This window comes from Rhizobium atlanticum (assembly GCF_030182485.1).
Classification (GTDB): Bacteria; Pseudomonadota; Alphaproteobacteria; order Rhizobiales; family Rhizobiaceae; genus Rhizobium.
In genome coordinates this window covers 289,070-303,642 of sequence record NZ_JAQJCJ010000004.1, presented here as the reverse complement: position 1 = coordinate 303,642, position 14,573 = coordinate 289,070, and the positions used below count along the sequence as shown (strand labels likewise).

The following is a 14,573-nucleotide window of genomic DNA, read 5'->3' as shown; positions in this document are numbered from 1 at the left end:
GATGTCGGATGACCGAATGCCGGACCCTATGCCCGTTCAAGCTGAGCTTTTTCGTTCATCCGCCAGACCCGCGGCGTTTCGCCAGTATATTTCAGGAAGAAGCGCGAGAAATAAGCGGGATCAGCAAAGCCAAGGCGAAATCCGATCTCCTGAACGCTGCCGATGGTAAAGACGAGCTGGCGCTTCGCCTCTTCGATCAATTTCCTGGCGATCAGCTCATGCGGGGTGTTTCCCGTCATGGAGCGAACGATACGGGTGAGATGCGTCGACGAAATGCCGAGTTCCCTGGCGTAGAAGGACGCCGGCCTGTGCGATCGAAAATGCTGCTGGATCAGTTCGTCCAGCATCTCCATCCGCCGCTCGTTCTCGTTTGACGGAAGCTCCTGTGCATTTCCTTCATGCGAAATCCGCGCCGTCAGCCGCAACGCCAGCCCGACATAGGCAGCCAACACCTCGTTGCGGCCACCGCGGCGGTTTTCGAATTCGTCGCCGAGCCGCCTCAGCGTCTGCATGACATAGGCAGCCTCGGCGTTATCGGGAGCAAGCGGCGTCAGAAGCGGCATCGCCAGCCACTCGCCCAGCTGGCTTCGCTCGCCTGGCGGGTGGCTAAGATGGGACCTCAATATAGTGATCACCAGGCCGTCGATATCACGTGAGAAGCGAAAGCCGTGATTGAGCCCAGGGGGAACCGTGATGATCGCAGGCGGGCAGATGGCGTGGTTCCTGTTGCCGAAGATCGCATCGCCCGAACCGGCTTCGATGTACAATATCTGAAAGAAGCTCTCGTGGCGGTGAAGCCGAATTTCCCATTGATGCAGGCTGCTGCGGGAGCGAATTGTTTCGCAATGCAACCAGAATTCCGGAGATCGCCCGGTATTTTCGCCATAGAGCTCGTAGGTCGGTATATGCCTGCTCATCGGCTCTCTCCTGTGCCAATGTTCGATAAGTGCAATTTTTCGGTCGGAATGTCCATTGTTGCGGCAATGGCGGCACGGCAGAATCTGACAAAACGCAAAAATGCGAGGGAGGAAGCATTTGCGAACTAAGGTCGCCATCATCGGTTCGGGGCCATCCGGCCTTCTCCTCGGTCAGCTTCTGACCGAAGCTGGAATTGACAACGTCATCCTCGACCGCGTGAGCAAGAACTATATCCTCGGCCGCGTCCGTGCCGGCGTGCTGGAGGAAGGCACTGTCGGGCTGTTGGACGAGGCCAAAGCTGGAAGAAGATTGCATGCCGAAGGCTTGCCGCATGACGGCTTCTCGCTAGCCTTCGACGGCCGCGACCATCGCATCGATCTTCACGAATTGACCGGCGGCAGGCGCGTGACCGTTTACGGACAAACCGAGGTGACGCGCGATCTCATGCAGCGGCGGGAAGCTTGTGGCGCCCTTTCGATCTATGATGCCGCCGATGTGGCTCCGCATGATTTCGACGGTGGCTCGCCCTTCGTTACCTACACGAAGGATGGTATCGGCCACCGCATCGATTGCGATTTCATCGCCGGCTGCGACGGCTTTCATGGAATAAGCCGCAGAGCCGTTCCCGAACGGGCGATCCGAAGTTTCGAGAAGGTCTATCCCTTCGGCTGGCTCGGCCTACTCGCCGACGTGGCGCCGGTCAGCCATGAACTGATCTACGCCAACCACCCGAGGGGCTTCGCGCTCTGTTCGATGCGCTCGGCCACGCGCAGCCGCTACTATATCCAGTGCCCGCTTGACGCGAAGATCGAAGACTGGAGCGACGAGCGCTTCTGGGACGAGTTGAGACGGCGCCTGCCGGCCCATCACGCCGAAGCATTGACGACCGCCCCATCCTTCGAAAAATCGATCGCTCCGTTGCGCTCCTTCGTCGCCGAGCCCATGCGTTTCGGACGGCTCTTTCTCGTTGGCGACGCCGCCCATATCGTGCCGCCAACCGGCGCCAAGGGGCTGAACCTTGCAGCTAGCGATGTCCATTACCTGTTCTGCGGGCTGCTCGAGCATTACCGCGAAGGCTCCGACAGCGGCATCGACGCCTATTCGCAGACGGCGCTCGCCCGCGTCTGGAAAGCCGTGCGGTTTTCCTGGTGGATGACGACCATAATGCACCGATTTCCCGATACCGGCGATTTCGATCAGAAGATCCAGGAAGCCGAACTCGACTATCTCACACATTCCCGTGCGGCCTCGACGGTGCTCGCGGAAAACTACGTGGGATTGCCGTTCTGACACGAAGATCGAGCATGAAAGTCGCGCATAGACGCAGCGAACAACGAGTGGTCATGACCACGCAGAACCATAACCGGCAAATCATGTGTTTGGGGATTTATTTCATTTTACATCACCATTTCGCATGACAAGCTAACCAGAAATTCAATACGGCGCTGGAGTACGCCGAAAAGGGAGAGAGAAAAATGAGGAAGCTGTTTCTGGCCGCCGCTGCGGCAATTGTTATGGGCACCAGCGCCTATGCCGACACGATCAAGGTCGGCGTCATCGGGCCGTTCTCCGGTCCCTTCGCGCTCCAGGGCAAGAACTTCAAGGCCGGCATCGAAGCCTATATGGCTGTCAACGGCAACAAGGTCGGCAGCGACGCGGTCGAGATCGTCTACCGCGACGTGCCGCAGGCCGACCCGGCCCAATCCAAGGCGCTGGCGCAGGAACTGATCGTCAAGGAAAAGGTCCAGTATCTCGCCGGCTTCTATTTCACCCCCGACGCCATGGCGGTGACGCCGATTCTGAAGCAGGGCAACGTGCCGATGATTATCATGAACGCCGCCACTTCGGCGATCGTGACCAAGAGCCCGCTCGTGGTGCGCACCTCCTTTACGACGTGGCAAACCTCGACGCCGATCGCCAAGGTCGCTTTCGACGCAGGCGTCAAGAAGGTGATCTCGGTCGTCAGCGATTACGGCCCCGGCATCGACGCCGAGAATGCCTTCAAGGCCGGCTTCGAAAAGGCCGGCGGCCAAGTGGTCGAGGCCATCCGCATGCCGCTTGCCACTAACGACTTCAGCCCGATCATGCAGCGGATCAAGGATTCCGGCGCCGAGGGCGTCTTCGCCTTCTTGCCATCGGGCCCGACGACGCTCGGCTTCGTCAAGGCCTATAACGAGAATGGCCTGAAGGCCGCCGGCATCAAGTTCTTTGCGCCGGGGGATCTGACGCAGGAATCCGATCTGCCGGCGCTTGGCGACGCCGCACTCGGCATCCAGACGACCTTCCACTATGCCGTGTCGCACGACTCGCCAGAGAACAAGGCTTTTGTCGAGGCTGCCGCCAAGGCGATCGGCAACAAGGCTGAACTCTCCTTCCCGGCCGTCAGCGCCTATGACGGCATGTATGTCATCTACAAGATGATCGAGGCGACGGGTGGCAAGCAGGATGCAGAGAAGGCCGTCGACGCGGTCAAGGGCCTTGCCTGGGTGAGCCCGCGCGGCCCGGTCTCGATCGATCCGGAAAGCCGTCACATCACCCAGAACATCTATCTGCGCGAAGTCGCCAAGGCCGATGACGGGACCTACATCAACAAGGAGATCCAGACCTTCGAAAAACAGGGCGATCCGGGCCTCGCGGCGGCCAAATAAGATTGCGGCATCCGGACCGGCGGCGGGCTCGCGCATCGCGCCCGCCGCATCGAAGTAAGGTATTTTCATGCAGACAGTCTTCAGCATCGCCGTCGACGCCTTTGCCTATGGCATGGCGCTCTTCGTGATCTCGATCGGCCTTTCCGTGACCATGGGGCTGATGCGTGTCGTCAACCTGGCGCATGGCGCCTTCGCCATGATCGGAGGCTACATCGCCTCCTATGCCGCCCGTGACCTCGGTCTTAGTTATGCTGTCGCAGTCGTCGCGGCCGTCGTCGTCACGATCATCATCGCAATTCCGCTCGAGCGTTTTCTCTACCGCCGGATCTATGGCGCCCCTGAACTGACCCAGGTGCTGATGACAATCGGCATCACTTTCTGCGTCATCGGCATCGCGAACTACGTGATGGGACCGACGCTGAAGACGATACCGCTTGCCGGCGCCTTGCAGGGATCGGCCGATCTCGGATTCCGCACCATTCCCGTGCACCGGCTTTTCGTCATCTTCTGCGGTCTCGCCGTTGCGCTCGCCCTGTGGTTCGCGATCGAGCGAACGAGCTTCGGGGTCAAGCTGCGCGCCTCCGTCGACGATGCGGCGATGGCTGCCGCACTCGGCGTGCGCACCGAGATCATCTATGCGGTGAGCTTTGCCGTTGCCGTCGGGCTTGCCGCCTTCGGCGGTGTGGTCGGCGCCGAACTGCTGCCGGTCGAACCTTACTATGCGCTGCGCTATATGGTGACCTTCCTCGTCGTCGTCTCCGTCGGCGGCGCCGGCTCCATTCCGGGCGCGCTGATTGCCTGCCTGCTGCTTGGCGCCATCGATACGACGGGACGCTATCTGATGCCGGAATTCGGGGAATTCTTCTTCTATCTCGCCGTGATCGCCATCATCTGCATCTTCCCGCGCGGCCTTGCCGGAAGGATGAAATAGGATGACGCTCGTCATGAACAACGAAACCGAACGCCTCCGGCATCGGCGCGCAGTGAATGCCGATCTTCTCGGAGTAGCGGCCATCACGGCCATCGCCGCGGTCGGCTATTTCGCCTTTCCCGACAATCTGGCGCTTCTGACGCGGATGATCACGATCGCCCTGCTCGTCCTGTCGCTCGATCTCGTGACCGGTTATTGCGGTGTCGCAACGCTCGGCCATGCCGCGCTCTTCGGCTCCGGCGCCTATGCCGCCGGGATCCTGTCGGCGCATTACGGCATTAACGATCCGCTGCTGATGATGCTTGCCGGCATATCAGGAGGCGCGGTTGCCGGGCTGCTCTGCGGCGCGATCATCCTGCGCGCGCATGGGCTGCCGCAGCTCGTGCTGTCGATTGCGCTCGTCCACCTCTTCCATGAATTTGCCAACAAGGCCTCCGCCTGGACGGGAGGCAGCGACGGGCTTTCCGGCATCGCGCCGGATCCGATATTCGGCATTTTCGAATTCGATCTCTACGGCCATACCGCCTTCTTCTTCGGAATGACGCTGCTCGTCATCGTCTTCGTGCTGCTGCGATTGCTGGTTCGCTCACCCTTCGGCATGCTCTGCCGCGGTATCCGGCAAGACCCGCTGCGCATCCGCGCCATGGGCGGCTCGCCGAAGGCCGCTCTCATCAAGATGTACGTGATCTCAGGCGCCGTTGCCGGCGTCGGCGGCGCGCTGAATGCGATCTCGACCCAGGTCGTCGGGCTCGACAGCCTGTCGTTCACGCAATCGGCCGAAGCGCTTGTCATGCTCGTGCTCGGCGGCACCGGCTCCCTCTTCGGCGCGCTCTCCGGCACCGTCATCTTCATGCTCTTCGAAGATTATGTCTCGGCGGCCAATCCCTTTCACTGGCTGACCATGGTCGGCGCCCTGCTGATCGCCGTCGTGCTGTTTGCGCCGAAAGGCCTCTACGGAACGGCCGCCGCCTTGATCGGCCGCCGGAAGGAGACGCGCGCATGAGCCCGGTCTTCGAAGTAACCAATCTCAGGAAAGCCTTCGGCGGCCTTGCCGTCACCAATGATGTCTCGCTGGCAATGGCTCCCGGCGACCGCATCGCGCTGATCGGCCCGAACGGCGCCGGCAAGACCACCTTCGTCAACCTCGTCACCGGCAATCTCTCCCCCGATTCCGGCGAGGTTCGCCTCGGCGGCGAGGCGGTGACGAAGGTGGATGCGATCGGCAGGGTCAAACGCGGCCTCGTCCGATCCTTTCAGGTGACGCGGCTTTTTCAGGATATGACGCCCGCCGAACATGTGGGGCTCGCCGTCCTCCAGCGTGACGGAAAGACCCGCAAGATGTTCGGGAATTTCCTCGCCATGCCCGACGTCATGGCGGAGGTCGACGATCTCCTGGGTAAACTCGGGCTGGCCTCGCTGATGCATCGCAGAGTCAGCGAGATCGCCTATGGCCAGCAGCGGCTCCTCGAAATCGCCGTGGCGCTGGCGCTGAGGCCGAAGGTGCTGCTGCTCGACGAGCCTGCGGCCGGCGTGCCGCAAAGTGATACCGGCCGAATCGAACAGGCGCTGGCCGACCTTCCCGCCGATCTCGCCGTCCTGATGATCGAACATGACATGGACCTCGTCTTCCGTTTTGCCAAGCGCGTCATCGTGCTGGCGGCCGGCGCGATCATCTTCGACGGCCTGCCGGCCGATGTCACCAAGGATGCCCGCGTGCGCGAGGCCTATCTCGAGAGCTATGCCAATGCCAGCCCTGTCGCTTGAGGTTGAAAACCTGTCGGCCGGATACGGGCCCACGCGGGTGCTCGAAGGCATCTCCTTCACCGTGCCGGCGGGCGCCCGTCTAGCAGTGCTCGGCCGTAACGGTATGGGCAAGACCACGCTCCTGGCAACGCTTGCCGGCCAGACCAGGCGGTATCAAGGCCAGATCCACCTCGGTGGTTCGGATGTCACCGCAGCACCGAGCGCAATGCGCGCCCATAGGGGCCTCGGCTATGTGCCTCAGACGCGCTGCGTCTTTCCGACGCTGACGGTCGAAGAGAACCTTTTCGTCGGTCTGAAGGCGCGGTCGAAGACGGCGCTGGAGGAAGCCTATGCCATGTTCCCGCGCCTGAAGGAGCGCCGCCGAAACCTCGGCAACCAGCTCTCCGGCGGCGAGCAGCAGATGCTTTCAACAGCCCGCACCATTCTCGGACGCCCGTCCGTGCTGTTGCTCGACGAACCGTTGGAGGGCCTGGCCCCCGTGATCTGCGAGGAACTGATGGCGGCCTTCACAGAACTCGCCAAATCAGGCGACATGACGATCCTTCTGGTCGAACAACGCATTCAGAGCGCGCTCGATTTCGCCGATCGGGTCATCATTCTCGAACGCGGGAGGGTGGCCTGGACCGGAACGCCGTCGGACTTGTCGAAGGATCACGAAGCAGTAGAAAGCTTGCTCGGAGTGGGCGGCCTGCATTGAAGCAATCAATGCAGTATATCGTCGGGATGACGTCATCATCGGCTCGCAGACGTCGAAGCCGACGCCTCTACTTGGATATTTGAGCTGCAGAAAAATTGCGCCTGTTGGATTTGACAGCTGAATTGATCTGACGCTCCGTCAATTTCGTTGCCAAGCACCCGATACGGTTGCATATTCAAACAATACTTCAGACGGGAGGTGGAAATGGCAAACCACAAGCCGATCGCAGGTGACGTATACCAGCCTATTTTCGATGTCGACAAGCCGATTGACGGCAACATTCTGGACAGCACCAGTTACATGGATGCCGACGGAGATCTTGTGCGTCTCAACTTCGTGAACGGGCAGCGAATTCCGCAACCGCCCAATCCGGATGGACCGGCCACGACGACGATCGAGGGAAAGTACGGCACGCTGACCGTCTATTCCAACGGCTATTACACCTATGAACTCGATCCCTCCAATGCGGTGGTATCAGCGCTTGGCCCGGGAGATCAACTCCTCGACCAGTTCAGTTTCAAGATTTCGGACGGTAGAGGCGCTACCGACTTCGGCTTGCTCAATATCGCTGTCGACCTGCCGGAGCGCGGCGACGTCTTCGTCAATTTCGAGGATGTCGGCAAACACGATTTCCCCACAGGCTACAAGGGCTTCGATTGGGGCGCCTGGCACGATGGCGATGATGCAACGATACAAAAGGAAGCTGATGGCAATCATTATGTCTCAGGCGGCGTATTCTGGACGCCCATCCAGGCCGCAGATGGCGGCACCTTTCAGATCGAGCAATTCAGCGTGGCAAACGGTACGTCAGACACGACAACGTTCTGACGATCGAAGGCAGGCTGAACGGCGATACCGTGTTCTTGGTCACGGTCGACGTGACCGCCGACAGCATTCATGACCCGCAAGTGATTGATCTCAGCGCCTATGGGCTGATCGACTATCTCATACTCGACACCGAACCCGTCATCACCGAAACGAGCGGGCCTGATTATTATGGCGCGCAATACGACAATTTTTACTTTGTCGTTTGAGAATGGGGGAGGCGTCGGGTTCCCGAAGGCTTTCCCAGCTTACCGAGCGGCTTTTCTAGTAGCGATTTCTTGCGATAGCTGATCGACCTCCACCCTGCTAGCCTTCGATCGTGCGGAGGAGCACGATCATACTCGGATGGAGGAAATGATGCAGTCAGTAGGGGTTAAGTTAGCGGCGGTGATGTTCTCACTGGCCGTATGGGCTGCTATCATCGCTGCCGCATCCCATCTCTACGCGATGAAAATGCCGCTGTTGCAGTTAGCGCTCTACAGATAACCGTTCTCGGCGTAGCGTAATCCTGAGGCTGAATTGTTTTGTCCGCTTGCCGCAGCGTTTGGAGCTGGAATGTGCTACCGCGCCCGCGTGATGCCGCTCAATATCGAGCCGCAAGGATCACAAATTCTTTAACAAAGAGATGGTAGCGGAGGAGGGATTTGAACCCCCGACACAAGGATTATGATTCCTCTGCTCTGACCTACTGAGCTACTCCGCCACTGGTCAAACGATACCTGCTCGCGAAGCGCTGCGGGCTCGTGGGATGAGCGGCTTATAAGGTGCGCTTCGGCTCTGTGTCAAGCGCAGGATGGAGAAAAACGCTGAGCTTTGCCGCCCGTCGTTTTCGATGGGTTTCAGGCGGCGACGGGGCCGGCCAGCAGAGCCTTCAGCGAGGCTTCGGCCGAAGGTTCGCGTTCGGATCGTTCGATAAAACCGCCACCGAAGACGCGGGCGTCGTCACCGGGCGCCGAATAAAGCGCGCAGGCTTGCCCCGGCGCGATGCCCGCCTCGCCGACGGTCAGATCGACATAGGTGCCTGTCGCATCGATATGCAGTACGGCAGGCGCCGGTGCCCGCGTCGAACGGACCTTGGCGTAGCAGGCGAAACCTTCGCCAGCAGCGGCTTCTGCGAGCGGGACGTCGCCCAGCCAATTGACGTCGCGCAAATAGACGCGGTGCGTTTCCAGCGCCTCTTTTGGACCGACGATGACGCGGCGCGAGCGGGCATCGAGATAGACGACGTAGAGTGGCTCGCCTGTGGCGATGCCGATGCCGCGGCGCTGGCCGATGGTGAAATGCAGGATGCCTTCATGGTTTCCCAGCACGCGGCCGTCGAGATGGACGATCTCGCCGGTGAGCGCCGCATTCGGCTTCAACTTGGTGATGATGTCGGAATATTTGCCCTGCGGCACGAAGCAGATGTCCTGGCTGTCGGCCTTCTTCGCGACGACGAGGCCCATTTCTTCGGCGAGCCGGCGGGTCTCGGCCTTCGGCAGGCCGCCCAAGGGAAAGCGGAGATAGTCGATCTGCTCCTGCGTCGTGGCAAACAGGAAATAGCTCTGGTCGCGATCGGCGTCGGCCGGGCGGAAAAGCGCGCGGCGGCCGGGATGTTCAGACGAGGGGTTCGGTCGCGAACGGATATAGTGACCGGTCGCCAGCGCGTCGGCGCCGAGCTCCTTCGCCGTTGCCAGAAGGTCGGCAAACTTGACGGTCTGGTTGCAGGAAACACAAGGGATCGGTGTTTCGCCCGCCACGTAGCTTTCGGCGAAAGGATTGATCACCGTCTCGCGAAAGCGCTTCTCGTAATCCAGCACATAATGCGGAATGCCGAGGGTTTCGCAGACACGGCGTGCGTCGTCGATATCCTGGCCGGCGCAGCAGGAGCCGGCACGGTGAACAGCGGCGCCGTGATCGTAGAGCTGCAGCGTGATGCCAAGCACATCGTAACCCTGCTGCTTGAGAAGGCCGGCCACGACGGAGGAATCGACGCCGCCCGACATGGCGACGACAACGCGGGTCTCTTCCGGCTTCTTATCAAAATCCAGTGTGTTCAACGGTGGTGCCAAATTCTGCGCGCTCATAACCCGCCCTTGCGCTGCAATTGCGGCGGATTGCTGATCTCAGGCGGGATCGGCCGCCTTTCTGGGTAAGCGACCGATATAGAAAGGATTGCAGCAGGACGCAAGGGGAGCCGATCGTTTCGCAATTGCGTCACAAAGGAAGGCGCAGCCGAAGTCACGCCTTGGAAGCGGGGTGCGGCTCAGGTGCCGATCAGCTTGTTGCAGGCGAATTCGATGCCTGGATTGGCCATGGCAACAGACACGATCGCCAGTCCGATTATCGAGAATGAATAGCGTTTCACATCATCCTCCATTTCAGCCCATATGAATTAACTCAAAATAACGAATGCTTGAGCATCAACTGACAATTAATTATCACCCTATGGAACTATTCCCTCGATCATGCGTTGCAAGTAATCAATGTCGCAATCGAATGCTGCGGAGGGTTTGATGGCCAGGTTCGGCACGACGACAGATTACAGCAGGGTCAGAGATTGGATCGAGGCGCGCGGCGGTCATCCCGCCCGGATCAAGGATGCGAGGGGTAGCGAAACTGTTCGCGTCGATTTCTCGGCGGACTCACAGGAGGAGATCTCCTGGGACGAGTTTTTCCAGGGTTTTGACGGAAGCAGACTCGCCTTCCTTCACCGCACGAAGGCCGAGGATGACAGAGCCCGCTTCGGCAAGATGGTCCGCCGCAATCGCCGGCACCACTGAAAATCATCTTTCCCCAACGTAGAAAACCCGGCGCCGTTTCCGGCACCGGGTTTTCCATGTTTTCCTTGGGAGGAGGAAACCAGAGCAGGTCGCTCCGCGACGCGCTTTAGTCGATGTTGAAGGTCAGCAGCTTTGCCTGCCGGATCGCCTGATGCGCCGTCAGCTGCGCGAGGACGCCATCATCCACCTCGCCGTCGACATAGAGCAGCGCAATGGCGTCGCCACCCTGCTTGTCGCGGCCGAGCTGGAAGTTGGCGATGTTGACGCCGGCAGTGCCGAGCGTCGTACCGATGAAGCCGATCATGCCGGGGACGTCGGTATTGGTGATGTAGATCATGTGCGAGCCGACATCGGCATCGAGATTGATGCCCTTGATCTGAATGAAGCGCGGCTTGCCATCCGAAAACACCGTGCCGGCGACGGAGCGCGTCATACTTTCGGTCGTGACCGTCAGCTTGATATAGCCGTCGAAGACACCTGTTTTGTCGCGCTTGACCTCGGAGAGCACGATGCCCTTTTCCTTGATCATGATCGGCGCGGAAACCATGTTGACGTCGGCGACCTGCGGACGGATCAGCCCGGCGAGAACTGCGCTCGTCAGCGCCCGCGTGTTCATGTTGGCGGTGACGCCGTCATAGAGGATTTCGATTTCCTTGATTGGTTCTTCGGTGACCTGGCCGACAAAGGCGCCGAGAACGTCGGCAAGCCGGATGAACGGCTTCAGGATCGGCGCCTCTTCCGCGGTGATCGACGGCATGTTGATGGCGTTGGAGACGGCACCGTTGACGAGGTAATCCGACATCTGTTCGGCGACCTGGAGGGCGACGTTTTCCTGCGCTTCGGTCGTCGAAGCGCCGAGATGCGGCGTGCAGACGACGTTCGGCAGGCCGAAGAGCGGGCTTTCCTTGGCGGGCTCGACCTCGAAGACATCGAAGGCAGCGCCGGCGACGTGGCCTGATTTGATGGCTTCGGCAAGGGCTGCCTCATCGACGAGGCCGCCGCGCGCGCAGTTGATGATGCGCACGCCGGGCTTGGTCTTGGCCAGCGCTTCCTTGTTGAGGATGCCGCGCGTCTTGTCGGTCATCGGCACGTGCAGCGTGATGAAATCGGCGCGGGCGAAAAGCTCGTCCAGCTCGACCTTGGTGACGCCCATCTCCTCGGCGCGCTCCTTGGACAGGAACGGGTCATAGGCGACGACATGCATTTTCAGGCCGATAGCGCGGGCGCAGACGATCGAGCCGATATTGCCGGCGCCGATGACGCCGAGCGTCTTGCCGGTGATTTCGACGCCCATGAATTTCGACTTTTCCCACATGCCGGCCTGCGTCGAGGCATCGGCTGCAGGCAGCTGGCGGGCGACGGCGAACATCAGCGCGATTGCGTGTTCGGCCGTGGTGATGGAATTGCCGAAAGGCGTGTTCATGACGATGATGCCGCGGCGCGAGGCGGCCGGGATATCGACATTGTCGACGCCGATGCCGGCGCGGCCGACAACCTTGAGATTCGTCGCCCCTGCGATGATCTTTTCCGTCACTTTGGTGGCGGAGCGGATGGCAAGGCCGTCATATTTGCCGATGACTTCGAGCAGACGATCTTTGTCTTTACCGAGCTGCGGCTCGAAATCGACTTCGACGCCACGGTCGCGGAAGATCTGGACAGCGGTTTCCGACAATTCGTCGGATACGAGAACGCGAGGTGCCATTGTGGCCTCCTTCAAAAGTGTTCAGCGATGAATGAATGGAGATGCGGGGCTCCCCCCAGTGGCGGAGCCGGATGCGATCACGTCAGGCAGCGGCCTGAGCGAGCTGCGCCTTCTGCGTTTCGAAAGCCCAGGAAAGCCAAGGCATCAGCTTCTGCATGTCGGATGCTTCGATCGTGGCGCCGGCCCAGATGCGCAGGCCGGACGGCGCGTCGCGGTAATGGCCGATGTCATAAGCGACACCTTCTTTTTCCAGGAGCCCGACCAGGCCCTTGGCGAAATTCGCCTGGCTGTCGTCATCGAGCGCGGTGATGTCCTTGTCGACGATCTTCAGGCAGACGGAGGTGTTGGAGGCCGTTTCCGCCTTGACGGCGAGATTGGCGATCCAGTCGTTCGCCGCGACGAAATCGTGGATGACCTTGGCATTGGCGTCGGCACGAGCAATCAGCGTCTGGAGACCGCCGATCTCCTTGGCCCAGAGCAGCGCATCGATATAGTCCTCGACGCAGAGCATCGAAGGCGTATTGATCGTCTCGCCCTGGAAAATGCCTTCGGTCAGCTTGCCGCCCGAGGTCATGCGGAAAATCTTCGGCAGCGGCCAGGCGGGCGTGTAGGTGGTGAGACGCTCGACGGCCCGCGGCGAGAGAATGATGACGCCATGGGCGCCCTCACCGCCCAGCACCTTCTGCCAGGAGAAGGTGACGACGTCGAGCTTGGCGAAATCGAGCTCCTGGGCAAAAGCCGCCGAGGTGGCGTCGCAGATCGTCAGACCCTTGCGGTCCGCAGGAATGAAATCGGCATTCGGCACGCGCACGCCCGAGGTCGTGCCGTTCCAGGTGAAGACGACGTCGCGGTCGAAATCGACGGCGGATAGATCGGGAAGCTCGCCGTAGCCCGCTTCGAGCTTGCGCACATCCTTGAGCTTCAGCTGTTTGACCACATCGGTGACCCAGCCGGCGCCGAAGCTCTCCCAGGCGAGCATGTCGACGCCGCGTTCGCCGAGCAGCGACCAGAGCGCCATTTCGACGGCACCGGTGTCGGAAGCCGGCACGATGCCGATCCGGTAATCCGCCGGCACTTCGAGAATTTCACGGGTAAGGTCGATGGCCTGCTTGAGCTTGGACTTGCCGACCTTCGCGCGGTGCGAACGGCCGAGGGCCGCGTCGGAAAGGGCTTCGAGCGACCAACCGGGGCGCTTCGAGCAGGGGCCAGAAGAAAAATGGGTATTGTGCGGACGGATGTCCGGCTTTGCGGTCTTCGCCATGATGCTATCCTCTCAGATAGAAAGCCCTTCGTTGGGGAAGGGTGTCCCGCCGCCGTGTGTATGGATCGGAAGCGTCATAGTCAAGATCGAAGTGTCGCAAGCTGTAGATATTTTGACGCAGGCAGGGTGGCGAAAAAATGAAAAAGCCGCCCGGCGCGAGGGCGGCTTTCTGATGCGATGGTTGATCGGCCTACTTGTAGACCGGCTGCTGCAGCGGGATTGCCGGCGGCTCGTAGGCGACCGGCTGAGCGCAGCCACCGAAGAGGTAGCGGGCGCCCACGCGGGCTTCATGGGCGTTGAGGCCCCTGTCGCGGCCCGGGCCGCCATTATCGGCGTAGCCGAACATATTGCCGCCGTCGATATGCAGATAGCGGTAACCGACGTCGGCCTTGATGTTGCAGGTCACGTCGATCGAGGCGCCGGCCATAAGCGCATAGGTGAAGCGCCAGTTGCCCTTGCCGCCATGGGTCACCTCATCGTCGCAGAAGCTGCCGTCATCGGCGCAGGCGACGTTGCGCAGGTTTTTCCACTTGACGTAAGAACCGCCGATACCGGCGCCGACATAGGGCGTCACATAGCCGTAGGTGCCGAGATCGACATAGGCGTTGGCCAGTAGCGTATAGGCGGTCAGCGAAGAGCGGTCGCTCGAGGTGCAATCCACCAGCGGGAAGCCGCACTGCCCGGATGTCGAGCCCTTGAAATCCGCCTGGGTGAGATAGTCGAAAGTCAGATCGGTGCGCAGATAGCTGTTGATCTGGTAACCGACACCGCCACCAACCGTCCATGCGTCATCGAGATCGGCGTCGTCGAAATTGACCTCCGTGGCGTTGCTGCCTTGGAAATAGCGCGCGCCGCGCAGATCTGTGAAAGCATAACCGACATCGCCGCGCAGATACCACCCGGTCGCTTCGCTGACGGTCACCTCCGGCGGCTGCTCCGGAATGGGCTCGGCAGGGGCGAGATCCGCAGAATAGGCATTTGTCGCTATCAAGAATGCGGCGAAGATGCCGGATAAGCTTCTTTTCATGGATTCCACTCCAAAATCCCGTTGCGTCGGCAAGCTCC

Annotated in this window: 13 protein-coding genes, 1 tRNA gene and 1 pseudogene; 9 read left to right on the top strand and 6 right to left on the bottom strand. The window is 60.6% G+C overall.

Going from position 1 to position 14,573, the window contains the following annotated elements:
- Positions 1-26: 26 nt before the first annotated feature.
- Complete coding sequence (locus PH551_RS08675) at positions 27-917, bottom strand: helix-turn-helix domain-containing protein (protein WP_285192669.1); 891 nt, start codon at positions 915-917, stop codon at positions 27-29.
- A gap of 118 nt (positions 918-1,035) precedes the next feature.
- On the opposite strand from PH551_RS08675, the gene pobA reads away from it, so the two are divergent.
- The 8 genes and pseudogenes from pobA (at position 1,036) to PH551_RS08635 (ending at position 8,269) form a co-directional block, all read left to right on the top strand.
- Positions 1,036-2,208 carry a 4-hydroxybenzoate 3-monooxygenase gene (gene pobA, locus PH551_RS08670; protein WP_285192668.1) on the top strand — a complete coding sequence of 391 codons (1,173 nt, stop codon included), beginning with the start codon at positions 1,036-1,038 and terminating at the stop codon, positions 2,206-2,208.
- A 185-nt stretch (positions 2,209-2,393) separates the two neighbouring features.
- Positions 2,394-3,566, top strand: a complete 1,173-nt coding sequence (locus PH551_RS08665) for an ABC transporter substrate-binding protein (protein ID WP_285192666.1) — start codon at positions 2,394-2,396, stop codon at positions 3,564-3,566.
- A gap of 67 nt (positions 3,567-3,633) precedes the next feature.
- Entirely contained in the window at positions 3,634-4,497 is an 864-nt protein-coding gene (locus tag PH551_RS08660; RefSeq protein ID WP_285192665.1) for a branched-chain amino acid ABC transporter permease, read from the top strand.
- 1 nt (position 4,498) lies between these two features.
- A complete protein-coding gene (locus tag PH551_RS08655; RefSeq protein ID WP_285192664.1) occupies positions 4,499-5,500 on the top strand; it encodes a branched-chain amino acid ABC transporter permease in 1,002 nt (333 codons plus the stop codon).
- On the top strand, positions 5,497-6,261 hold the full coding sequence (locus PH551_RS08650; protein ID WP_285192663.1) for an ABC transporter ATP-binding protein: 765 nt from the start codon (positions 5,497-5,499) through the stop codon (positions 6,259-6,261). Before PH551_RS08655 ends, PH551_RS08650 begins: the two co-directional genes overlap by 4 nt.
- Positions 6,242-6,958, top strand: coding sequence for an ABC transporter ATP-binding protein (locus tag PH551_RS08645; RefSeq protein ID WP_184455088.1), 717 nt, complete (start codon positions 6,242-6,244; stop codon positions 6,956-6,958). The genes PH551_RS08650 and PH551_RS08645 overlap by 20 nt, the downstream gene beginning before the upstream one ends.
- 204 nt (positions 6,959-7,162) lie before the next feature.
- A pseudogene (locus PH551_RS08640) lies at positions 7,163-7,992 on the top strand (VCBS domain-containing protein).
- Positions 7,993-8,137: 145 nt separating this feature from the next.
- Complete coding sequence (locus PH551_RS08635; protein ID WP_281413899.1) at positions 8,138-8,269, top strand: hypothetical protein; 132 nt, start codon at positions 8,138-8,140, stop codon at positions 8,267-8,269.
- 140 nt (positions 8,270-8,409) lie between these two features.
- Here PH551_RS08635 and PH551_RS08630 read toward each other — a convergent pair.
- A tRNA-Met gene (locus PH551_RS08630) sits at positions 8,410-8,486 on the bottom strand.
- A 136-nt stretch (positions 8,487-8,622) separates the two neighbouring features.
- Positions 8,623-9,822 (bottom strand): tRNA 2-thiouridine(34) synthase MnmA, encoded by a 1,200-nt coding sequence (mnmA, locus tag PH551_RS08625; RefSeq protein ID WP_285192661.1) that lies wholly within the window; start codon positions 9,820-9,822, stop codon positions 8,623-8,625.
- A gap of 456 nt (positions 9,823-10,278) precedes the next feature.
- Between mnmA and PH551_RS08620 the strand changes: the two genes are divergently transcribed.
- Positions 10,279-10,545 (top strand): hypothetical protein, encoded by a 267-nt coding sequence (locus PH551_RS08620; protein ID WP_285192660.1) that lies wholly within the window; start codon positions 10,279-10,281, stop codon positions 10,543-10,545.
- A 106-nt stretch (positions 10,546-10,651) separates the two neighbouring features.
- Here PH551_RS08620 and serA read toward each other — a convergent pair whose 3' ends face one another.
- From serA to PH551_RS08605, 3 genes are all read right to left on the bottom strand, one after another.
- Complete coding sequence (gene serA, locus PH551_RS08615) at positions 10,652-12,247, bottom strand: phosphoglycerate dehydrogenase (protein WP_285192659.1); 1,596 nt, start codon at positions 12,245-12,247, stop codon at positions 10,652-10,654.
- Between the two features lie 82 nt (positions 12,248-12,329).
- Entirely contained in the window at positions 12,330-13,508 is a 1,179-nt protein-coding gene (locus PH551_RS08610) for a phosphoserine transaminase (RefSeq protein ID WP_285192658.1), read from the bottom strand.
- Positions 13,509-13,698: 190 nt separating this feature from the next.
- On the bottom strand, positions 13,699-14,535 hold the full coding sequence (locus PH551_RS08605) for an outer membrane protein (protein ID WP_285192657.1): 837 nt from the start codon (positions 14,533-14,535) through the stop codon (positions 13,699-13,701).
- Positions 14,536-14,573 lie beyond the last annotated feature (38 nt).